This is a genomic window from Dethiosulfovibrio russensis, from assembly GCF_021568855.1.
Classification (GTDB): Bacteria; Synergistota; Synergistia; order Synergistales; family Dethiosulfovibrionaceae; genus Dethiosulfovibrio; species Dethiosulfovibrio russensis.
This window is the reverse complement of the sequence record NZ_JAKGUG010000003.1, coordinates 265385-286916: the sequence shown is the minus strand read 5'-3', so window position 1 is coordinate 286916 and position 21532 is coordinate 265385. Positions and strand designations below refer to the sequence as shown.

The window sequence follows — 21532 nt, the reverse complement described above, 5'->3', positions numbered from 1 at the left end:
TTGGAAATAAAGGAGATAAACTTGGATGAGGTTCGCCATATACATCTGATGGGGATCGGCGGTGCCGGAATGAGCGGTCTAGCCCTTCTTTTAAAAGAACTTGGCTTCGATGTCAGTGGCTGCGACATGTCCTATGGATTCTACGTTGAGAAAGTGGCCCAAGCCGACATAGATTTCAATATAGGTCATAGTTCGGACCACCTATCCCAGTTCTCTCCCGACCTTTTAGTCTATAGCAGTGCGATTCCCGAGGATAACGAAGAGCTGGTAGTCGCCAGAGAAAGCGGTATAGCCGTCGCTCAGAGGGCTCAGGTATTGAGCGCCATATTCGACGTTAGATACGGAATAGGAGTGGCAGGTACCCACGGAAAGACCACTACATCTTCAATGATAGGCCTAATTCTAAGCGGCGCTGGGCTTGAGCCTACCGTCGCTATAGGTGGCGAGCTGTGCGACATAGGTTGCAATGCCAGACTCGGATCGGGTCCTCACATGGTCGCCGAACTCGACGAAAGCGACGGTTCCTTTCTATGTTTTCATCCCACCATATCGGTTATAACGAACGTCGATTGGGATCACGTAAACCACTATCCCGATTTTGACTCCGTCCTTAATACCTTCGAGTCTTTCTCCCAAAATCTTAGGAAGGGTGGCTTGTCCGTACTCTGCGGAGAGGACGGGGGAGTACAATCTTTGCTGAAAATGATGGAAAAAGATAGTCCTAAAGTCACCTACGGCTGGGGAGACAGATGGGATTGGGGAGCCACGGACATAGAGTATAATCATGGTGGCGGCGTTTCCTTTTCCGTCAGAAAACACGGTAGATCTATAGGCAGAATAGAGCTCTCCGTTTCGGGCGACCACAACGTGTTGAACGCCTTGGCATCCTGTATAGTGGCAGACATGTTGTCAGTCCCGTTCGACGTGATAAAGAGAACCTTACGTCAGTTTAAAGGTGCGAAAAGACGGTTGCAGTTCAAGGGCGGAGTCGAGCATATAGATGTATACGACGATTACGGCCATCATCCACGGGAGGTGGAGGCGACCTTGAAGGCCATAAGTCAGATCTTTCCTGAGAGAAAGATCCTGGTGGCCTTTCAGCCTCATCGATTTACAAGGACGGCAGCCATGGCGGAGAACTTTGCCGAAGTCCTGACATATGCCGATAAGGTCGTCGTATTGCCTATTTACCCAGCCGACGAACCACCTGTAGACGGTGTGACATCTCACATGATAGGGGATCATCTATCGAAGAAAAATCACCCGTCATTTTTCGTGACGGACAGAAAAAAGGACGCCATAGATAAAGTCATGTCCCTGGTTGAGGAGGGAGATGTGATCTTGACTCTAGGGGCGGGAGATATAGCGGATCTAGGGGATATACTTGTAAAAGAGATAGGTCGTAAGAATATAGTCCCTCGTTCAATAGCTGTAGGGGTTTGAGTGAGGCGATAGAGGCGAGTGTTCTCTCATGCAGGAAAATCGTCTAGGGATGTTTTTTTCCCTTCTATTGGTATCGTTTCTCGCGGCATTTCCGTTTAAGCTGGAGAGGAACTATCAGTTTTTGAGATTGAGGTCCATAGTCTTGGATTCCTGTCCATCGTTAAGGATAGAGAAAAAGATCCTATCGTACATATCTCCGGATGCCATACGTTTTTGGCCTCTCTCGTTTACACTATTAGGTGATCTGGACGAAGCCATCGAGAAGAGCGAGCCTCTATCCATAGATACTCAGATGGGATGGGGCACCCTGTCTTGCAGGATAAAACCCTTGACCGTTTTGAGTACCTTTTCCTGGGGGAAGACCTCTTGGTATCTTTCCAGAGAAGGTAAGGTCTGGTCCGAAGACCACCCTATGAACGAAGAGATCTACGGAAAGCCGGACGATCCTTTGGTGGTTATAGATGAGTCTATGCCTCCTCCTATAAAAGCTTCATCGAAGAACCAAGGATCGGTAATGGATTTCAATTACGACCTTGATGATTATTCGTCGATGATAAAAGAGCTCACAGAAATAGAGTTGCCTGGAGAAGTACAGTCATTAAGGGTCTACAGAGAAGGCGGTATGGGATTGGCATCTCTGTACATAAAAAAAGAGAATAAGGGATTCTTAACTGTTATAATCGATAGAGATAAGAACTTGCACTCTCAGATATCTGCTGTAAACGAGCTACTGAGTTCCGGAGTCAAGTTCAGAAGCGGTGAAATCGTGGATGCCTCCTACGGTGATAAGATAGTTGTAAAAGGGCTGAGCGATTAAACCATGCGCGAAGGGAGCGATGGGTTTGTGAAAAGAGAGCCTGACATTTTCGTAGGTCTTGATCTCGGCACCTCCAAGGTGTCCGTCGTCGTGGCGGAAAGAGACGTCCGTTCCGACGAGGCCCAGATCATAGGGGTGGGGCAGGCTCCCTCCGCAGGGATAAGAAAAGGCATGATAGTCAACCTGGAACAGGCCGTTTTAGCCGTAAGAAGGGCTTTGAAGGAAGCGGAAACCATGGTCGGTTTCACCCTGGACGATGTCACAGTTGCTTTTAGCGGAGTAGAGGTCGACAGCGTGATGTCTCACGGTATGGTCTCTCTGGGAAGGACGCCCCGACAGATCGAGATAGACGATGTAGAGAGAGTTATCGAGACGGCGCAAAGCGAGCTTTCCGTGTCATCCAACAGGAGTGTACTTCATACAATTCCGGTGAAATACTCTATAGATGGAAACTCCGGAATAGATGATCCTCTAGGGATGACGGGGATCCGCCTTGAGATAGAGCTTCAATCGGTGGTGGTGCCCACCACCGCACTTCAAAACGTGGTAAATTGCGTGGAGAAAGCTGGCGCCCGAGTTAACGGACTGGTCGTAAAACCTCTCGTAGCGGCCCTAGGATCTCTATCCTCAGAAGAGAGGACCGCCGGAGCGGTGGTGGTCTCCATAGGTGGAGGGACTACCGGGGTAGCCATATTCGTGGATGGCCGTCCTATACGACTATCCGTAATTCCCATAGGAGGAGACCACATTACCAACGACCTTGCCTATGTAGCCAAGATTCCAATAAGCGTAGCGGAGGAGTTGAAGAAACGTCTGTCTCTAGAGCCTCCGGAAGAGGACGAGGAGTTCGAGGTCGTGATAAGAGGCAAGGCAAAAACCATGCCTATAGACGCCTTGGTAGAGGTCGTTTCCTGTCGGTTGGAGGAACTGTTTTCTCACCACGTGAAAGAGATCCTGGACGGCATGAACTACCACGCTTTCCCATCGGGGATCATCCTTACAGGGGGAGTCGCATTGACTGAAGGTCTGGAGGGATTTGTATCCGATGTCATGTCATTGCCGGTGAGAGTTGGGGTTCCCATAGTATCCCACCAGATGCCTCCTGGCATGAGCTCATGTCAATACTCTTCCTTGGCGGGAATCGTGCGCTATCTAGTGGAAAGAGACAGGCATCGATATCGCTATATAGAGACCTCGATTGGAGTATTGAGAGGCGGAGGATACACGTCAAGAGAACCGTCAACTAGACGTGTGCCAAGCTTCGGAGAGGCAAGAGGGGTCTTCGATTCTATAAAGAGGGCCTTCAAAGATCTGTTTTAAAGAACCAGCCGCTGGGAGGTTGTGATATGGACATGAATGGTGTCTTTAAAGTCACCTCGGAGAGCAGTCCGCACAGAGAGGTGATCAAGGTCGTCGGTGTCGGAGGAGGCGGAGGCAACGCCCTCAACAACATTATCCGAAGCGGCGTGACCGGAGTAGAGTTTTTAGCCGTCAATACCGATATGGCATCCTTAAGTCTATCGGAAGCTCCGACCCGTCTGATACTGGGGAAGGAGCTCACCAAAGGACACGGGGCCGGAGCAGACCCTCAGATAGGGCACGGAGCCGCCAAAGAGTCTTTCGACGAACTCAAGGAGGTCTTGGTCGGAGCCGATATGGTCTTTTTGACCGCGGGAATGGGCGGAGGAACCGGAACCGGTGCTAGCCCGGTCATAGCGGAGATAGCCAGGGAAACCGGGTCTCTCGTAGTTGCGGTAGTGACGACTCCTTTCTTCTGGGAGGGTAAAAGACGAAAATCTCAGGCCGATATGGGGATAAAGGCCCTTCAGGAAAAAGTCGATGCTCTGATAGTTATCGAGAACGACAAATTGATGGAGATTTCCGATAAAAACACCGTCCTGACCGATGCCTTTAGAATGGCAGACGACGTCCTTCGTCAGGCAGTTCAAGGGGTGACCGATCTGATCCTGAGGCCTGCACTCGTGAACGTCGACTTCGCCGATGTCCGATCGGTAATGCAGAATGCGGGATCAGCCATTATGGGCATAGGAGAGGGACGAGGCGACAACAGGGCGGTCATGGCAGCCCAGGCTGCCATAAACAGTCCTCTGATGTCAATACCAATGACCGGAGCAAAGGGAGTTCTCTTCAATATAACCGGAGGAGCGGACGTCGGCATATTCGAGATCCACGAGGCCGCCGGGATCATAAACGAAGCCTCCGACGGTGACGCCAACATCATATGGGGAAGCGCCATAGATGAGGAGATGGAGGACAGAATAAAGATAACTGTCATAGCGACAGGGTTCTCCGACTACGAACAGGCCAAATCCAAGGCGACTCCTTTTGGAAAGATAAACACCGGATCGGGGTCCAAGTCCACGACTCAGAGAAAAGAGAAGAAGACCTCCGGTATAAAATTAGAACCTACGGACCTCTCTCCCGATGAAGATGGTCCGGATATGTTCGAGCTCCCAGGGCTCCCGAAAGACTCATACGACGTTCCGTCCTACATAAGAAAGGTTCGTAGGACCCGCGATAAAGATAAAGACAACGGAGGAAGGTAGACATTTAGCGGGGCCGAACCTCTATAGGTTTGTCCCGCTTTTTTAAGGGAATGGTGTTGTTATGGCTAGGAAGGTAAAGCGGAAAAAGAGGAGCTTATTGCCCTTTGGAGATCTGATGCTACCGATACTTGGCCTGGTGGCGTTGGGGTTTTTAGTCTTCGGGATAAAGATTTTTTTTCTCCCCGATAAAGACGATCCTTATGGAAAATACGTCCAGGAGGCTAGTCCCGTCCCATCTCAGCCCCGAAATATAGACGTCCCTATAGAAGAAGAGCGTTCTTTGGACGAGAACGATGTCTCGGTGGAAGACGGTACAGTGATTGCCGTTCCCATATCCATGAAAGAGGCTGAGGACAAACCAAGAGAGACTTCTCATAAAAAAAGCGTATCTCAACCGAAGCCTACGAGCGCCCCTTCCAGGTCCTCTGCCACCGCAAAAAACTCCTCTTGGTATGTTCAGGTCGGTGCCTTCAAACAACGATCGATGGCTAAGGCCTTGGCGTCTAAGGTCGATTCCAAGGGGTACTCGACTATAATAGGCGAGGGGATAGTGAACGGAACCAGATATTACAGGGTTTGGATTCCCGGCGGGACCTCACGTAACCAGGCTACTGCCGTTGGAGAGAGGCTAAAAAAACTGGGATATCCTTATTTTGTGTTTCTCAGGAGGTAGGTGACTCTGTTGGGAATATACAATGTGAAGAAGCTGGTGGTGGTCACAGGACTCTCCGGCAGCGGTAAATCCAGTACCCTTAATATCCTGGAGGACCAAGGCTTATTCGCCGTGGACAACATCCCTGCGGCACTTCTTCCTCAGCTTCTGGAACTTTTGGGGACTCATGATTCCGCCGTCGTAAACGGCGTGGCCGTAGTTGTAGACGTGAGAGGAAAAGACCTGGATCGATTCGTGACGATCTCCAGAGAAATCAGAGCTAGGGTAGAGGATTTTTCCGTCGTCTTTCTGGACGCCACCGACGAAGTCCTCGTACAAAGATTCAACACCACCAGACGGAGCCACCCTTTGGGAGATGGCGTAACCATACTAGAGGGTATAAAAAGGGAAAGAGACCTTCTCGCATCCATAAGGCAGGAAGCGGATATCATCGTAGACACCTCCAATCTTGATATAAGATCGTTTAGGCCAGCACTTTTAAAAGCTCTGGGATCACCGGATCCTCAGCTCACGGTCCTTTTTTCCTCGTTTGGGTTTAAACACGGAATACCGAACGACAGCGACTACGTCATGGACGTCAGGTTCTTACCTAATCCCTACTACGTTCCCAGCCTTAGAGATCTTACAGGCACGGACGAACCGGTAAAACAGTATATAAAGGAACAATTCCCGGACTGGGAAGTTTTTTTAGACAAGACCGTCGATTTCTTTGAGTTCTTACTTCCTCAATATGGTAGGGTTGGAAAGAGCTCAATGCACATAGCTATAGGATGCACCGGAGGACGACACAGGTCCGTAGCCATGGTCGAATGGCTCGAGTTAATTTTCGAGGAACAGGGTTATCGTGTGACCTCTTCCCATAGAGACATCGATAAACATTGAGTTTTTTTACGATATCACGATACACTTCAGGGAGGAGATGACTCTATGAGGCATCTATGGCCCTTTTTATGGGGACTTTCAGTAGGTGTTATCGCTGGAGCACTCTTTAAGAGGGGAAGGACAGGAGTCCGATCGTCCCCTCCGACGAAAGACTCCGGTGTCTCCTTTCGTCTTTCATCTGGACCTTATGTGGTGGCTGTAGGCGGAGGTACCGGTCTATCCGCCTTTCTGATGGGGTTGAAAGGATTCACGAAAAACATAACGGCGGTCGTAACCGTCACCGATGAAGGCGGTAGCTCGGGACGTATCACCAGGGACTGGGGAGTCCTTCCCCCCGGAGATATCCGAAACTGCATCGTGGCTTTGAGCGAGAACGACGACGTATTGAGATCCTTTATGGACTTTCGCTTCGACAAAGGAGACCTAGCTGGACATAGTCTGGGGAATCTCATGTTGTTGGCCTCGGCTGAGATGACAGGAGACTTTAAGCTGGCGGTGGAGAGGATCAATCAACTTCTAGCGATAAGAGGCCGCGTTCTTCCGGTCTCCACTGAAAACATCGTTCTTCGGGGAAAGACAAGCGACGGGAAGCAATTCAAAGGAGAGCTCGAGATTTCAAATTTCGGCACGGACCTGGACGAGATATGGCTGGAACCGTCGGACGCAAAGCCTATCAAAGAGGTTATGGCTGCTGTAGACACGGCAGATCTTATCGTATTAGGCCCCGGAAGTCTCTTTACAAGCGTGATCCCCAACCTTCTCATAAGAAATTTTAGAGAAAGGATAAAAAAGGGATTGGCTCCCACCGTATACGTGGCCAATATAATGACACAGCCTAGAGAGACCGAGGGAATGTCGGTAACGGAACATCTAAATTGGATAGAGAAAGTCCTAGGGAAACTACCTGACTACGTCATAGTGAACGATCAGGAGGTCCCACGGGGACTGTTGGAACGATACAAAGCGGAGGGTGCGGAACCTCTCTATCTGAACGACGACGAAGAGGTCAAACTTTACGAAAAAGGCTGCAAGGTCCTGCGGGGCTCTTTTCTAAGGGTAGATCGAGTAAAGGGAGAACCGGTCATAAGACATGACGGAGGACATCTATCGGAGGCCATTTTCTCCTTGATACAGAAGAAGGACGGTGGAACTTTCTAAGTGGACTCTCTAAGCAGTGAGATATGGGATGAATGGATATCGTCCCATATTCCGGATCGGATATCGGCCGACTCGGAAATAGCGGGTACATTTTCCTGCATGAGACGCAAGATCACGAAAGCAGATAGGGTGATTCTCTCCTCCAGAAGACTGTGGATTTTTCATCGTATGAGACGTTTGTGGAAGAAAACCTCCTGGGGAGGCTATTTTGACCTGGGAAAAATGTTGCACGTTCCAGAGAGACACAGAGGTACCGTGCAACTGGAGATGCCCATAGACCTATTCAGAACCATTCAGTCGAAAGAGCTTAGCGGCTCCTTCATTCGTTGGGCCTGGGTCAGAGGGATATTCGGCGCCGTAGGCTCTGTATTTTTCCCTAAACGAGGATATTACTTTCTATTTCGAGTTCCTTACGACGAAATACTCACGGGCCTAAAGGATCATCTTCAGAAAAACGACCTCTCCGTCTCGTATCGGAGGGGATCCGGTTGTGTCGAAGCCATGGTGAGAGGTCAAAACGACATTGTAGATCTAATGATAGGCATGGGATTACCCGATGCAGCTTTGAAGATGGAGGAAAAGGCCATCGTCAGATCCATGAGAGACAGGGCTAATCGTCTGGTAAATTGTGATGCCTCCAATATAAGAAAGACCGTCGATGCCGCTAGGCGTCAGATAGCCCTTGCGACATTCCTTAAGAAAAACGGCCATGAAGATGAGCTACCTCCCGATTTGGCCGAACTTATCGATCTGAGAATCGCCAATCCAAGCGCCAGCCTGAACGAACTGGGATCTGCAATGAACTCTCCCGTAAGCAAGAGTACCGTAACTTATCGGTGGAAAAAGATCCTGTCCATCGCCGAGACCTACGGTTTTAGCTACGATGATTAAAAACTCGAAAGGAGCGTCATACGCCATGTCTAAGGTTAAAGTCGCAATTAACGGTTTTGGTAGAATAGGAAGATTGGTCCTCAGAGCCCTTCATGAGTACGACCAGGAGGGGTTGATAGACATAGTGGCGACAAACAGTCGCTCGACTTCGGAGCAGAGAGCCTACCTTTTCAAGTACGATTCGGTTCATCGCAGGTATCAGGGAAAAGTCGACTACGACGACGAAAATATCTTCGTGGACGGCAAGGCCATAGCCACTCTTCGACATTCGACCCCGGACCAGTTTAACTGGGGCGACCTTGGAGTTGATATCGTAATCGAGGCATCTGGAATATACAAGGATACGGAAAAAGCCCAAGCACACCTCGACTCAGGGGCTAAGAAGGTGGTAATCACGGCACCTGGCAGCGGAGAAGGGCTGGGAACCTTTGTGATGGGGGTCAACGAGGAGTCTTACGATCCCTCGGTGCATCACATCGTCTCCAACGCTTCCTGTACTACCAACTGTCTAGCTCCTGTGGCGAAGATCCTGAACGACGAGTTCAACATCGTAAAAGGGGTTATGACAACCGTCCACGCCTATACAGGAGACCAAAAAACGGTCGACTCATCTCATAAAAAGTTCCACAGGGGAAGAGCGGCCGCCGTCTCCATGGTCCCTACCTCAACCGGAGCTGCCAAGGCTGTAGGCTTGGTAATTCCGGAACTCAAGGGCAGACTGAACGGAATGGCCCTGAGGGTCCCCACTCCTAACGTCTCCGTAGTCGATCTCGTCGTCGAGCTTCCCAAATCGGTTACGGCAGAGGAAATCAACTCTACGGTTAAAAAATACTCCGAGGGATCCATGTCCAGATATCTGGGATACGAGACGGACGACTGCGTGTCCATGGACTTCGTCCATGACAGTCGATCCTCTATCTTCGCCCCAAACCATACTATGGCTATAGACAACATGGTCAAGGTACTGTCTTGGTACGATAACGAATGGGGATATTCGTGCCGTTGTCTGGACCTGGTCAATCACATGATCAGAAAGGGGCTGTAGGACTTGAACCTAAGGACTCCCGACTACGGTTCTCTTAGGGGCAAGAAAGTCCTGGTGAGGGTGGACTTCAACGTTCCGTTGAAAGACGGTCTCGTATCGGACGACACGAGGATAAGAGCCCACCTGCCGACCTTGAAGGCCTTGAAGGACGTTGGAGCTATCGTAGCTTTGGCCTCCCATCTAGGTCGTCCGAAAGGCAAAATAAATCCAGAGTTCAGCCTGAAGGCGGTAGTGCCGGCAGTGGAAAAGCTGCTTGGCCCCGTAGACTTCGTCGAGGACTGCGTCGGTCCCAAAGTGGAGAAAGCCCTGAGAAACTCGACGGGAAAGATCCTCCTGTTGGAGAACACCAGATTCCACAAGGAAGAAGAGGCCAACGACCCCGACTTTTCCCTTTCCATGGCGGCTCCTTTCGATGTCTTCCTGTTGGATGCCTTCAGTGCATCCCACAGGGCTCATGCTTCCACCGTAGGAGTTCAGGAACACCTCGATTCCTACGCCGGCTACCTTTTGGACGAGGAGATATCCGCATTGTCAAAGGTGAGAGACCATTCCGAACCACCTTTCGTGCTCGTATTGGGAGGAGCGAAGGTCTCGGATAAGATAGGGGTCATAGACAACCTCATGTCCAAGGTGTCCTCCATAGTGATAGGAGGAGGAATGGCCTTCACGTTCCTCAAGGCAAAAGGTGGTACGGTGGGCAAATCCCTTCTCGACGAGGGGCACCTCGAATTTGCCGCTTCCATGCTGGAGAAGGCGGAAAAATCGGGCGTGACGGTGGAGTTACCTGTCGACGTCGTAGCGGCTACATCTATAGAGGATTTATCGGGACTTACTTCCTGTGCTGCCGACGAAATCCCCGACGACTTGATGGGACTGGATATAGGTCCCGAATCCGTAAGGGCATTCTCTAAGATCATCGAAGGAGCAAAGACCATACTCTGGAATGGCCCGTCCGGAGTTTTCGAGGTCGAGACTTTCTCCAGGGGAACCAAGGGCCTATGCGATGCAGTGGCTAAAGCTACATCGCAAGGGGCTTTCTCCGTAGTAGGTGGAGGAGATACTGCCTCGGCGGTATCCTCTATGGGGTACAGGTCGAAGGTTTCCCATGTGTCTACCGGAGGAGGAGCCAGTCTCGAGTTCTGCGAGGGGAAAGTCCTTCCCGGCATAGCTCCTCTTTTGCTCGATTAAGGCGGTAGGAGCCATGAAAAACTATCTTTTCGGGAACTGGAAGATGAACATGAACGGAGCTGAGATAGATCGTTTTTTTCATGATCTAGCCTCAAGTTTTCCTGAAAAATCGGAAACGGTAATGGCGATATTTCCCCCTTTCGTCTATCTGGAGAGAACCGTCAGACTTGCGAAATCGATGGGCGTGGCGGACAAGCTTTCCATAGGGGTTCAAAACGTTCACGAGGCCGACAAGGGTGCCTATACGGGCGAGATCTCGGTGGAAATGGCCCTAGACTGTGGAGCCGAATACAGCCTGATCGGTCATAGCGAGAGACGTCACGTCTTTGGAGAATCGGAAGAACGTATAGCAGCCAAGGTGAATGCCTGTTGTAGCCGAGGGCTGAGGACCGTTTTATGCGTAGGAGAGACGTTGGAGGAGCGGGATAGGGGAGTTACCTGGGAGACGGTCGAGAGGCAGTTGAAATCCGGACTCTCAGGAGATAAGATCCAGTCCGATTCGCTCGTAGTGGCCTACGAGCCCGTATGGGCTATAGGAACGGGACGTTCCGCCTCTCCCGAGGACGCCCAGGAAGTATGCGGGGCCATAAGAAAATGGCTCTCAGGTCGCTTCGCCGGTGCCACGGTTCCTATCCTATACGGAGGAAGCGTAAAACCGGACAACTCGGAAAGTCTGTTCTCCATGACCGATATAGACGGCGGACTCGTAGGAGGAGCTTCCTTAGATCCTGGATCTTTCCTATATATGGTTCGATAAAAGAGACAGGGGCACAACTTTATGTGTGCCCCTGTCTCTTTTTGTCATAAAAGCAACATAAGATATATTATAGGACATGGATTCTATAAAAGAATGGCCCGGTATTCCGAGGTCCGGGCCATTCTAGAATCAGTCTTGATTTTCCAACCTCACGTGAGGATGATCTCCCCATATCCTCTCCAGATCGTAGAACTCTCTACCCTTGGAGCTGAAGACGTGAACCAGCAGGTATCCCGCATCTATCAAACGCCACATTGAACTGGTCTGGCCCTCGACGGCATGAGATAGCCCCAACTCTTCTAAAGCGTCCGATGCCGCTTCGCAGAGCGTCTTCATGTGAACGTCCGAATTGGCGGTGACGACCACGAATTCCTCCGCAATGGTAGACCCCTCTCTGACGTCCATTATCGTGACGTCGTTTCCCCTTTTGTCGGAAACGGCTCTTGCTACCGAATCGGCTTGTTTGCTGTATTCCACGAAGATATCCCTCCCCTATCTGTCTAAATTAGCGATTATCCTGTCTTTGTCATGTCCTAATATCAAAGTTGCACTATAGGAGGCCCCTCGGTCCTCTTTGACCAGATTTTCCGGTATCCCGGAAAGCCTAGCCAAGGCAAGGGCGACATCTTTGGAGTCCTCGCCGGGTTTATAGTTTATAGTGCTGTAGTGAAAGTCAAAATGCTTGGCGTTGCCTACGTAAGCGACCTCTATACCGTGTTTTTCAAGTCTGGAGGATATCTCTTTTCCAAGCCCAGAGGTCCCATCTCCGTTTAAAACTGCGATAGGGCGGTTTATCTCGGACACGAGACCCTCTACGAGTCCTGCCTTTGCTTCATCCTGACCGCTTAGGTCCATCGCACCAGACAGGTCCTGACTGGACGTCAACAAAGTAGAGGTCTGGAGCAGATCCGGCGACCAATAGCTGGCTCCGTTTATCATCGCGGCCTTTCCTGGCATGGTGAAAAAAGAGATCCTCTCGGGAGAGATGTCCTTTAGATAGCTTATCAACTGTAAGGCCTGACTCGGAGGTATGTCGGTCTCCACCACGGAGAGAATTTCCTCTGTTATCTCCGGCAAATGGGACATGGTAGAAGGATCGTAAAGCTTTTTAAGCAGAGCCTTCAGGAATCTCTGTTGCCTTTTGATACGTCCTATATCGCCGAGAGCATCGTGACGAAATCGAACGTACTCGAGGGCGGTCTTGCCGTCCAGATGACGCCATCCCTTTTTGATGTTTATGTATAATCCACCGGCGTTATCCCTATAATGAAGATTTTTCTGAACGTCTACGTCGATACCGCCGAGAGAGTCCACTATTTTAGGGAAACTCTCATAGTTTACCGCCAAAGTATAATGTATCGGCATTCCTATCAGGTTAACGACAGTTTCCTTGAGAAGGTCTACCCCACCGTAAGCGTAGGAATGATTTATCTTTTGAGTTCCATGGTCTCTTATGGTCGTCCTGGTATCCCTCGGAAGAGACATCACCTTTATCCTCTTGTTGTCTATATCCAGGGTGATGAAGGCTATAGTATCCGACCTATGCACCCCTTCTACGTCGTCGACCCCCAGGGCCAGTATGTTTATACTTCCGGTTTTTTCGTCGAACTGGATTTTTTGCTTTATATCCTGCGCCTCCGGAGAGACCAATCCCTTCAATCGCCAGGCTCCTCCAGCGACAGTGGCGACGAGAGCGACGAATATTAGGAAAAGGATCCTCGTCTTTCGTACCATCGATTTCACCTCTTTTATGCTCTATGTCCCGATCCGTCCTTCCTGTAAAGCCCTTTCTTATCTATAAACTTTTCCACCAGAGGAGGAACTAAATACCTTATGTTTTCCCCTTTTGCAACCCGTTTCCTTATGTCGGTGCTCGATATGGACAGAGATGGAATGGAGAGAGGAACGACCGAGTTCCCTAGAAAGCCGGGGAAGGGGATTTCTACCTGGCTTTCATCACGGTCGTAACCAGGACGACTTACCGCCACGATGGTGCATAATCCGGGAAGATATTCGTGTTCATGCCAGTTCTCCATCGTCATAACCGCATCCACCCCGGTGATAAAGTAGAAGGAGGCGGTACCCTCGGGATACCAATGGCTCATCTCTCTCATGGTCTCCACTGTATAGCTAGGTTCATGTCTGTCTATCTCGATCCGAGAGACCCTAAAATGATCGTTTTCCAAGGTAGCCAGACAGGTCATCATGTATCTGTCTTCCGGAGACGTGACTCGCCTGTCTTTTTTATGAAAAGAATCTCCAGTGGGGATGAATATAACCCTCTCCAGGCCTAAGGCGTGGTAGGCTTCTTCCGCCGCTACTAGATGTCCGTGATGTATAGGATCGAAGGTTCCTCCCATCACGCCGATCTTACGGACAGAGGCCATGACGGTTCTCAGTAAGCCCGTTCCGGCTGGAACTCGAACGCGACGTCGCCTATATATATGGTGTCTCCCTCCTGAGCTCCGCTTGCCTCCAGGAGTTCCTCCACCTTATATTGTCTAAGTATCCTCATAAACCTCACAGCAGCCTCTTCTTGACCGAAATCGTATCTGGCAGAAGCTGCCTCTATCCTGGGGTGAATAACCCTGAAGCAGCCGGATTCGTGAAGCCTGAGGATCTGAACCTTATCCCTGGTTCTTCTTTCCGGAAGATCCTCCTCCACCGTCGCGAACAGCCTAGTGGTCCCAGTAGGTCTTGGATGTTCTCTGGACAGTGAGACTATATGATCCATGAATTCCTGGACCCCTTCTCCACTCAAAGCGCTTGTAGCGATAAAGCGGATACCCTTTTGGGAGAAGAATTCACCTGTCTGATCGATCAAATTCCTGGCCGAGTCTATGTCGATCTTGTTCCCCACGACTATATAAGGTCGCTCCAGCAGATCGGCATTGTATGCCCGGAACTCATCCAAAACGGTCTTCCATTGATTCACGACGTTCTCAAGGGACCCGGAGCTGAGATCCAGGACGTGGACGATGACCCTCGTCCTCTCTATGTGACGAAGAAAGTAATGACCTAGTCCTTTATTCTGATGAGCTCCTTCTATAAGTCCCGGTATGTCGGCTACGACAATTTTATCCTGGTCGATCTTCATGACTCCGAGGTTAGGGGATAAAGTGGTAAAGGGATAATCGGCTATCTTAGGTGTGGCGTTTGATATCGCCGCCAAAAGGGACGATTTTCCCGCGTTAGGAACCCCTACCAGAGCTACATCGGCGATCAGTTTGAGCTCCATGGTTATCTTTCGTTTTTCCCCATCCTCGCCTTTTTCGGAAAAACGGGGCGCACGCCTCCTGGAGTTGGCGAAATGGGCGTTGCCCTTCCCGCCTCTCCCACCTTTGGCCACCAGACAACGGTCGCCGGGTTCCACCAAGTCCGCCAGGGGCTCGCCCGTCTCCTTGTCGAAAACGATGGTACCACATGGCACCTTTATCACCACGTCAGATGCGTTGGCACCGAATTTTCTGGCTCCCTGTCCGTGAGCTCCGTTGTTGGACGAAATATGTCTAGAGTACTCGAAGTCCGCCAGGGTATGCAGATCCGTGGTGGCCTCGAGAAAAATATGGCCGCCCCTTCCGCCGTTTCCGCCGTCGGGACCTCCTTTGGGAACGAATTTTTCCCTGCGAAAACTCATACATCCGTTACCGCCTCTACCGGCAGCCACCTGTATGGTTACTATATCTACAAATTTCATAGTTGTACCTACCCTCCAGGGTGAGAATGACAAAAAACGGGCCAAGGATTACCTAGGCCCGCTAGAAAGCTGGATAAAAGAACTTATGTTCCTGAGTAGATCACTCTCGACCAAGCAGGAAGTTCTCTTAAACGGCCGGGGTGAGTTCTTCTATGGTGACGTACTTTCTAGTACCCTTGTTCTTGAAACGGACTATACCGTCCTTCAAAGCGAACAGGGTATAATCCTTGCCAAGTCCGACGTTGACGCCAGGATGAAAGGACGTTCCCCTCTGACGAACGATAATATTGCCGGCCTTGGCTATCTGACCGTCGCTGAGCTTGAGGCCAAGCCTCTGTCCACGAGAGTCTCTTCCGTTCGAGCTACTCCCCTGTCCCTTTTTATGGGCGAAAAACTGAAGACTTAATAGATTACGAAGCATCTTCCTGCACCTCCACCAATTGTACATTTTCCGGATAGGTTTCCGCAAGAGCCCTGAAGCTCTCGCAGATCGTTGCGGCTATCGCCTGAACCTCCGACGACATACCGTGCCATTCAAGGGCTATCTTTGTGCTTTCCTGGTCTACACAGGTATCCACGGGTTTACCGAGGACGTCGGAAAGACCTATATGGAGAGCCTGGACAAGCGTGGTGACCGCGGCACAGACGATATCCTCCCCCGAAGGGGCATATCCTGAATGTCCCTCCACCGACAGAGCGTGTATAAAACCATTCCGTCGGGAGATCACCACCTTGGTCATCAGCCGTCGATAGAGTCGATTCTGACCAGACTGAAGGGCTGTCTGTGCCCTCTGAATCTTCTGTATTTAGTCTTGTTCTTGTACTTGAAGACGATCAGTTTCTTGTTCTTGCCATTGGAGAGAACGGTTCCTTTTACCGAGACTCCCTCTACATGGGGGGTACCGACCTTAACGTCGTTCTCCGAGCCTACAAGAAGGACCTTGTCGAAGGAGACCTGATCGTTCTCCTCGATCGCCAACTTCTCGATCTTGAGCTCGTCTCCTGGCTGAACTCGATATTGCTTTCCACCGGTTTCGATTATTGCGTACATTATATTTCCTCCTCTCGCTGAGCACGGGTAGCTTAGCTTTTAAAGACCCGTCTCACGCGGTATATCAACAGCCTTTGCATTTTAAGGGAAAGGTCCACACAAGTCAAGGAGATACGATTTTCACCGAGGGCTTGCGCTTTTAGGCATCTCTATCTACTCCACGGATGCGGGCACATCCCCTCGTCTCAAGAGCATGGAGGCATGGGATCTGGCCTCGTCCATATCCAGATCGCCGGAGAGCATCCTAGCTATCTCGGACACCCTCTCTTCGTCCTCTAGTTCGGATATATCACTGTCCATCCCGTCTCTTTTGACGACCAGATGTCTGTCCGCCAGGGCCGCGATAGATGCCTCATGGGTAATCATTATCACCTGGCACCTGCGGGACAGGTCTCTCAGCTTCAGACCGGCCAACACCGCTGCTCTACCTCCCAAACCGGCCTCCACCTCGTCGAAAACGACGGTAGGGGGTCGATCTTCCTCCGGAAGGGATAGCCTTATGGCCAAAAGGATGCGGCTTAATTCACCTCCGGATGCCATCTTAGAGACCGGTCCTGGCTCGTTCCTTCCCCATGCAAGTCGGAACTCGACCAAGTCCGCCCCGTTGGGTCTGAGTTTTGTCTCCTCTATCAGCCCCACCGAAAAGCGAGCGTCCTCCATAGCCATCTCGGTCAGGCATCGGTTTACCCTGGCCTCAAGCCATAAAGCCGCCTCTTTTCTCAGCTTTCTAAGAGCCAAGGCCATCCTGGACGCGATTTTCCTGTGCTCCTCCACGTCCTTCTCCAGGCCCTGTCTAAGATCGTTACTCTTGGACAGCCAATCCAGCTCCTGGTCCGCCTCTCTACAGTAAAGGATAAGCTCTTTCAGAGATGTCACACCGGCCGTTCTTTTAAGTTTCCTGAGGTGGCCTATCTTTGACTCAAGCTCTTCGACGCTTTCCTCTACGGCGGATCGACGATCCTCGTCGGAATCGCTTTCGAGTTCGTTTAGGAGAGCCCCGTACCCCTCAACTATAGCTTCCATATGCGGGGATAGCTCATCGCATCTATCCCTGGGGAGAAGCTGAGATAGACGATGGATCAAATCGTCCAACTCTTCCTTGACGCTTCCCGGTTCGTCGTTTTTCATCCTTATGACGATTTTACGAAGGTCGTTCAGACGGCCAAGTTCCTCCGACAGCCTTCTGTACTCCTCTTCCCAGAGGGCCTCGCTTTCCTCGGAGATATCCATCTTTCTCCAGCGGTGGACTACTTCCTCGGCGCTTTTAAATCGATCCGTGACGGATCTCTGTCGTTGTCGGAGGCTCTGAAGCTCCTTCTCTATGGATATGGTCGCCTTGACCTGCTCCCTCAGATTTTCCCGAAGTTTTTTCAGTTCCTCCCCACCGCAGAGATCCAGGATAAGCAGCTGTTTATCCTGATCCAGCAGCTCTAACTGAGCGAACTGACTCTGTATAGTTATCAGCCTTTGAGATACCTCCGAAAGGACTCCTACAGGAGCCTGTCTGTTTTGAAGGAGCACCTTTCCTCGTCCGTTTTTTACGATCTCCCTTCTTACGAACAGACGCCCGTCCTCCGAACCGTAGAGAAAATCGGGGTCTTCCTCGTCGAAAAGATAAACGGCCTCCACCTCTGCCGAGTCGCTACCGGACCTTATTATGGAGGAAGAGGCCCTCTTTCCGGACGCAAGCTCCAAGGCTCTGACCACGCTGCTTTTGCCAGCTCCGCTTTCGCCTGTTATGGCTGTCAGACCGGAGGAAAATTGAAGGTGACTCTCCCTTATACCTCCTATATGACGTATATGAAGTTCCTCTATCAAGAGATCACTCCTCGTCGTCGGAGACGTAGAAGGTCTGTCCCCACATGAGTTTTTTACTTAAAAGATCGTAGTAGTCCCTTCCCGGCAGCCAAAGGGTGTCCACCGCTTTGTTTTTTGCCAGACTTATATCGATCCTATCTCCCGGAAGTATCTCGTATCCGAGTTGGCCGTCTTGGGTGAGGGTTATATCTCGGCTCTCCCCCTTGGGAGAGAGGGTAAGGACGTCCTCCGGTCCGAGAACCATGGGCCTGGCATAGAGAGTATGGGCACAGATGGGGGCCATGATCATGCAGGGTACGTGAGGAGGTACTATCGGTCCTCCCGCCGATAGAGCGTATGCCGTCGACCCGGTCGGAGTCGAGGCTATTATGCCGTCCGCCCTGAGTACGCTGGTCGGCTTGCCGCAGACCTTGATATCGACCTCCATGACCCTTGCGAGAGCTCCCTTGGTCAGAACCAGATCGTTGAGAGCATATAGGACGTGTTCCCTGTGGTTCGATCGGTAAAGTTCGCCTAGCATGAGCTGTCTTCTTTGGATCTGATAGTCTCCCGCGACTATTTTGAGGACATCGTCTTCCACGTTTTCCCTGTCGCCGGCGGCTAGAAAACCGAGACGTCCCAGGTTTACTCCATAAAGAGCTATATGATCGTCCAAGACATAACGAGCGGCCCTGAGAAACGTGCCGTCTCCGCCTATGACGATCGCCACGGATATGCCGTCCTTCCAGCCTCTGTCGTTCACCGGCATCCCCAAAACGGAGGCCTCCATAGGCGGAAGTCTGAACGTTATCCCGTTTTCCGGTGCCCAACGCAAAAGCTTAAGAGCCGTCTCTATAGCCTTCGGCTTCTGGGTGTTGACGATAAGTCCCAAGACCTTATTCAGAGTCATCCATCCATTTCCCCCTCGTGGGCTTTCTCAACCTCGGCTGCCAGGTCGATGGAGAGCGACGAGTCCCCCTTAACGAGATAAAAGAGAAATTCTACGTTCCCCTTGGGGCCCTTTATGGGAGAGGGGACACAGCCACGAAGCCCCAGGTTCGTATCGGAAGAGATAAAATCGTTCAGCTCTCTCAGGATATCCAAATGTAGCTTGGACGATTTCACCACTCCACCCTTCCCGATCCTATCTCGCCCCGCCTCGAATTGAGGCTTGACCAAGGTTAATATCTCTCCGCCGTCGGGAAGAATCCTCTCAAGAGCAGGGAGCAAGAGCCTTATCGAGATAAAAGAGGCGTCCATGACGGCAAGTGACGGCAGAGGCGAGAAATCCTCCGGGACGATATACCTGGCATTCGTCCTCTCCATAATGACGACCCTGGGATCGGTCCTCAATCTCCAATGAAGCTGCCCGTACCCCACGTCCACGGCATAGACCTTTTCCGCCCCTCTGGACAGTAGGACATCGGTAAAGCCTCCGGTGGAGGCCCCCACATCCAGACAGACCCTGCCCTCCGGCGACACGGGAAAGGAATCCAATCCTCCAAGAAGTTTGTAAGCTCCACGACTGGCCCATTCCGTACGCCCTTTGGCTTTAAGTTCGACCAGATCATCCAGGCCGACAGGAGTACCGGCCTTATCCGCGACCTCGCCGTTCAACAGAACCTCGCCGCTCATGATAACTGCCTGAGCTCGACTTCTCGTCTCGGAGAGCCCCAGCTCGACCATTCTTTTATCCAGTCTTTCTTTCCGTTTTTTCACCGCAAAAAGACACCGCTTTCTCCAGGGTCATGCCGCATATCTCCCATTGATCCTCAACCGTTCCATGAGGAAGGAAGGCTTTTTTTACTCCCATACGATGAATGGATACGTCGGCGTTGAGCTCTGCGGCTCTGGCCGCTATAGCCTCTCCTATGCCTCCGTCCAGATAGCCGTCCTCGGCGGTTACTAAGGTGCCGCCTCTCAGAAGTATGGGGTCCAGGGTCTCATAGTCCAGAGGGGCGATGGTCCTCAGATCAACTAGGCCGGGAGAAGGACAAAGCCTCCTAATGGCCTCGTCTCTGGCTTGGGCTAAGAAGTTCACTGTCTTCCCTATGCCCATATAGGTAACATCTCCCAGCGAGGGATAGAGTATTTCCGCCCTAAGCCCCTGCACCGATCTCGATCCCTCTCGACAAAGAGAGGTAACCACCGCTCCTCTGGGGTACCTTATAGCGGTAGGCCCATCTCTATTCATCGCCTCGGCGATCATTGCTTTAAGATCCACCAGATCTCTGGGAGCCTGAACGACCAGGTTCGGAATCATTCGACACCATCCGATATCGAAGAGTCCCTGATGGGTCTCTCCGTCCTCTCCGACCATGCCGGCTCGGTCTATAGCGAATAATACAGGTAGATTTTGGAGGCAGACGTCCAGGGCCATCTGATCCATCGCCCTTTGAAGAAAGGTGGAATATATGAAAGCGACCGGTTTAAGCCCCCCTGCCGCCATCCCGGCGGCCATGGTAACCATGTGTTCTTCGGCTATTCCCACGTCGAAAAAACGATCGGGAAAGCTTTCCGCAAAACCGTTGAGCTTAGATCCTTCTTTCATAGCAGGCGTGAGGGCCACGACACTGAGATCCCTTTCCGCCAGATCTCCTATTTCGTCCGCTACGGCCTGGCTCCAGCTTTTCGAGGCCTTTTTCAACCGGGATAAAGCGGAAGGGACTCCGTGGTAAACGCTCGGTTCTCTCTCCGCCATCTCGAGACCTCTTCCCTTTTGGGTTATAAGATGGATCAGGACAGATTTATCGAACTTCCTTGCGAGGGAGAATATCAAGTCCATCTCCTCCACCGAATGCCCGTCGAAGGGGCCCCAGTAATCTATATCGAGGGAGTCGAAGAGGTTTTCCGGCTTCACCAGACTCTTTATCTGATCCTTAGCCTTCCCCAATATGTGCTCGATGGTCTCCCCTTTAGGGATGCCTTTGCAACATTCCTTGATGGCCTTTTTGAGCTTGCGGTAATAGGGGTTGGCGCTGAGGTGAGCGAAATGATTCGCTGCACCGCCGATTCTCGGGCTTATTGCCATGTCGTTGTCGTTCAGGACGAATATTACCTTCGTATCCGCTTCCTTGAGGTGGTTCAAAGCCTCGAAGGCCATCCCGTTTATTATGGAGCCGTCACCTATTATCGCCACGACTTCGTGATCTTTTTTCAGGAGATCTCTGGCCTTTGCGTAGCCTAAAGCAGCGGACAGGGACGTGCTGCTGTGTCCGACGTCGAAATGATCGCAGGGACTCTCGGATCTTTTGGGGAAGCCGCTGATTCCCCCCAGGCTTCTCACCGAGTGGAAACGATCTCTTCTGTCGGTCAGTATCTTGTAGGGGTAGGTCTGATGTCCCACGTCGAATACGATTCGATCGCTATAAGGATCGAAGTTCCTCAATATCGATACCGTTAGCTCAACCGCTCCGAGAGACGAGGCAAGATGTCCACCGTTTTCGAATACCACGTCGGTTATCATATCCCTGACGTCCTGACAGAGGACGTCTACATCCGCGTAGTTTAACCTCTCCAGTTCATCCGGTCCTTCCATGTTTTCGAGTATAGACATGACCGATCTC

General features: G+C 51.2%; 22 protein-coding genes. 11 read left to right on the top strand and 11 right to left on the bottom strand.

Annotated features, from left to right (window positions below):
* The 11 genes from murC (at position 1) to tpiA (ending at position 11421) form a co-directional block, all read left to right on the top strand.
* On the top strand, positions 1-1443 hold the full coding sequence (murC, locus tag L2W48_RS04855) for a UDP-N-acetylmuramate--L-alanine ligase (protein ID WP_236098896.1): 1443 nt from the start codon (positions 1-3) through the stop codon (positions 1441-1443).
* Positions 1444-1735: 292 nt separating this feature from the next.
* Complete coding sequence (locus tag L2W48_RS04850) at positions 1736-2260, top strand: hypothetical protein (RefSeq protein ID WP_236116503.1); 525 nt, start codon at positions 1736-1738, stop codon at positions 2258-2260.
* 27 nt (positions 2261-2287) lie between these two features.
* Positions 2288-3580, top strand: a complete 1293-nt coding sequence (gene ftsA, locus L2W48_RS04845) for a cell division protein FtsA (RefSeq protein WP_236098894.1) — start codon at positions 2288-2290, stop codon at positions 3578-3580.
* Between the two features lie 26 nt (positions 3581-3606).
* A complete protein-coding gene (ftsZ, locus tag L2W48_RS04840; protein WP_236098893.1) occupies positions 3607-4827 on the top strand; it encodes a cell division protein FtsZ in 1221 nt (406 codons plus the stop codon).
* 97 nt (positions 4828-4924) lie between these two features.
* Positions 4925-5500: an SPOR domain-containing protein gene (locus L2W48_RS04835; RefSeq protein ID WP_236114812.1), complete on the top strand. Its 576-nt coding sequence runs from the start codon at positions 4925-4927 to the stop codon at positions 5498-5500.
* A gap of 9 nt (positions 5501-5509) precedes the next feature.
* Positions 5510-6382 carry an RNase adapter RapZ gene (rapZ, locus tag L2W48_RS04830; protein WP_236098891.1) on the top strand — a complete coding sequence of 291 codons (873 nt, stop codon included), beginning with the start codon at positions 5510-5512 and terminating at the stop codon, positions 6380-6382.
* Positions 6383-6427: 45 nt separating this feature from the next.
* Positions 6428-7540, top strand: coding sequence for a gluconeogenesis factor YvcK family protein (locus L2W48_RS04825; RefSeq protein WP_236098890.1), 1113 nt, complete (start codon positions 6428-6430; stop codon positions 7538-7540).
* 168 nt (positions 7541-7708) lie between these two features.
* Positions 7709-8431: a DNA-binding protein WhiA gene (gene whiA, locus L2W48_RS04820; protein WP_236114810.1), complete on the top strand. Its 723-nt coding sequence runs from the start codon at positions 7709-7711 to the stop codon at positions 8429-8431.
* 25 nt (positions 8432-8456) lie between these two features.
* On the top strand, positions 8457-9476 hold the full coding sequence (gene gap, locus L2W48_RS04815) for a type I glyceraldehyde-3-phosphate dehydrogenase (protein ID WP_236098888.1): 1020 nt from the start codon (positions 8457-8459) through the stop codon (positions 9474-9476).
* Positions 9477-9479: 3 nt separating this feature from the next.
* Complete coding sequence (locus L2W48_RS04810; RefSeq protein WP_236098887.1) at positions 9480-10664, top strand: phosphoglycerate kinase; 1185 nt, start codon at positions 9480-9482, stop codon at positions 10662-10664.
* A gap of 13 nt (positions 10665-10677) precedes the next feature.
* Positions 10678-11421 carry a triose-phosphate isomerase gene (gene tpiA, locus L2W48_RS04805; protein ID WP_236098886.1) on the top strand — a complete coding sequence of 248 codons (744 nt, stop codon included), beginning with the start codon at positions 10678-10680 and terminating at the stop codon, positions 11419-11421.
* A 129-nt stretch (positions 11422-11550) separates the two neighbouring features.
* On the opposite strand, the gene rsfS is transcribed toward tpiA, so the two are convergent.
* From rsfS to dxs, 11 genes are all read right to left on the bottom strand, one after another.
* Complete coding sequence (rsfS, locus tag L2W48_RS04800; protein WP_236098885.1) at positions 11551-11898, bottom strand: ribosome silencing factor; 348 nt, start codon at positions 11896-11898, stop codon at positions 11551-11553.
* Positions 11899-11913: 15 nt separating this feature from the next.
* Complete coding sequence (locus L2W48_RS04795) at positions 11914-13155, bottom strand: LCP family protein (RefSeq protein WP_236098884.1); 1242 nt, start codon at positions 13153-13155, stop codon at positions 11914-11916.
* 14 nt (positions 13156-13169) lie between these two features.
* On the bottom strand, positions 13170-13808 hold the full coding sequence (gene nadD, locus L2W48_RS04790) for a nicotinate-nucleotide adenylyltransferase (protein ID WP_236098883.1): 639 nt from the start codon (positions 13806-13808) through the stop codon (positions 13170-13172).
* A gap of 8 nt (positions 13809-13816) precedes the next feature.
* The gene (obgE, locus tag L2W48_RS04785) at positions 13817-15118 is read right to left on the bottom strand and encodes a GTPase ObgE (protein ID WP_236098882.1); all 1302 of its coding nucleotides are present in this window, start codon (positions 15116-15118) and stop codon (positions 13817-13819) included.
* Positions 15119-15245: 127 nt separating this feature from the next.
* A complete protein-coding gene (gene rpmA, locus L2W48_RS04780; RefSeq protein ID WP_005662037.1) occupies positions 15246-15539 on the bottom strand; it encodes a 50S ribosomal protein L27 in 294 nt (97 codons plus the stop codon).
* Complete coding sequence (locus L2W48_RS04775) at positions 15529-15858, bottom strand: ribosomal-processing cysteine protease Prp (RefSeq protein ID WP_236098881.1); 330 nt, start codon at positions 15856-15858, stop codon at positions 15529-15531. Before L2W48_RS04775 ends, rpmA begins: the two co-directional genes overlap by 11 nt.
* Positions 15858-16169, bottom strand: coding sequence for a 50S ribosomal protein L21 (gene rplU / locus L2W48_RS04770; RefSeq protein ID WP_236098880.1), 312 nt, complete (start codon positions 16167-16169; stop codon positions 15858-15860). Before rplU ends, L2W48_RS04775 begins: the two co-directional genes overlap by 1 nt.
* Before the next feature lie 153 nt (positions 16170-16322).
* Positions 16323-17987: a DNA repair protein RecN gene (locus L2W48_RS04765; RefSeq protein ID WP_236098879.1), complete on the bottom strand. Its 1665-nt coding sequence runs from the start codon at positions 17985-17987 to the stop codon at positions 16323-16325.
* 4 nt (positions 17988-17991) lie between these two features.
* A complete protein-coding gene (locus L2W48_RS04760) occupies positions 17992-18876 on the bottom strand; it encodes an NAD(+)/NADH kinase (protein WP_236098878.1) in 885 nt (294 codons plus the stop codon).
* Entirely contained in the window at positions 18873-19685 is an 813-nt protein-coding gene (locus L2W48_RS04755; protein ID WP_236098877.1) for a TlyA family RNA methyltransferase, read from the bottom strand. The genes L2W48_RS04760 and L2W48_RS04755 overlap by 4 nt, the downstream gene beginning before the upstream one ends.
* Complete coding sequence (gene dxs, locus L2W48_RS04750; RefSeq protein WP_236098876.1) at positions 19657-21522, bottom strand: 1-deoxy-D-xylulose-5-phosphate synthase; 1866 nt, start codon at positions 21520-21522, stop codon at positions 19657-19659. Before dxs ends, L2W48_RS04755 begins: the two co-directional genes overlap by 29 nt.
* Positions 21523-21532: the final 10 nt, after the last annotated feature.

Coding starts and splice junctions, on each gene's coding strand:
- obgE (WP_236098882.1), bottom strand. CDS start 15,118: ATGAAATTTGTAGATATAGTAACCATACAGGTGGCTGCCGGTAGAGGC.
- rpmA (WP_005662037.1), bottom strand. CDS start 15,539: ATGCTTCGTAATCTATTAAGTCTTCAGTTTTTCGCCCATAAAAAGGGA.
- whiA (WP_236114810.1), top strand. CDS start 7,709: ATGAGACGTTTGTGGAAGAAAACCTCCTGGGGAGGCTATTTTGACCTG.
- nadD (WP_236098883.1), bottom strand. CDS start 13,808: ATGGCCTCTGTCCGTAAGATCGGCGTGATGGGAGGAACCTTCGATCCT.
- L2W48_RS04795 (WP_236098884.1), bottom strand. CDS start 13,155: ATGGTACGAAAGACGAGGATCCTTTTCCTAATATTCGTCGCTCTCGTC.
- L2W48_RS04760 (WP_236098878.1), bottom strand. CDS start 18,876: ATGACTCTGAATAAGGTCTTGGGACTTATCGTCAACACCCAGAAGCCG.
- L2W48_RS04825 (WP_236098890.1), top strand. CDS start 6,428: ATGAGGCATCTATGGCCCTTTTTATGGGGACTTTCAGTAGGTGTTATC.
- gap (WP_236098888.1), top strand. CDS start 8,457: ATGTCTAAGGTTAAAGTCGCAATTAACGGTTTTGGTAGAATAGGAAGA.
- ftsZ (WP_236098893.1), top strand. CDS start 3,607: ATGGACATGAATGGTGTCTTTAAAGTCACCTCGGAGAGCAGTCCGCAC.
- tpiA (WP_236098886.1), top strand. CDS start 10,678: ATGAAAAACTATCTTTTCGGGAACTGGAAGATGAACATGAACGGAGCT.
- L2W48_RS04775 (WP_236098881.1), bottom strand. CDS start 15,858: ATGACCAAGGTGGTGATCTCCCGACGGAATGGTTTTATACACGCTCTG.
- rplU (WP_236098880.1), bottom strand. CDS start 16,169: ATGTACGCAATAATCGAAACCGGTGGAAAGCAATATCGAGTTCAGCCA.
- L2W48_RS04850 (WP_236116503.1), top strand. CDS start 1,736: ATGGGATGGGGCACCCTGTCTTGCAGGATAAAACCCTTGACCGTTTTG.
- dxs (WP_236098876.1), bottom strand. CDS start 21,522: ATGTCTATACTCGAAAACATGGAAGGACCGGATGAACTGGAGAGGTTA.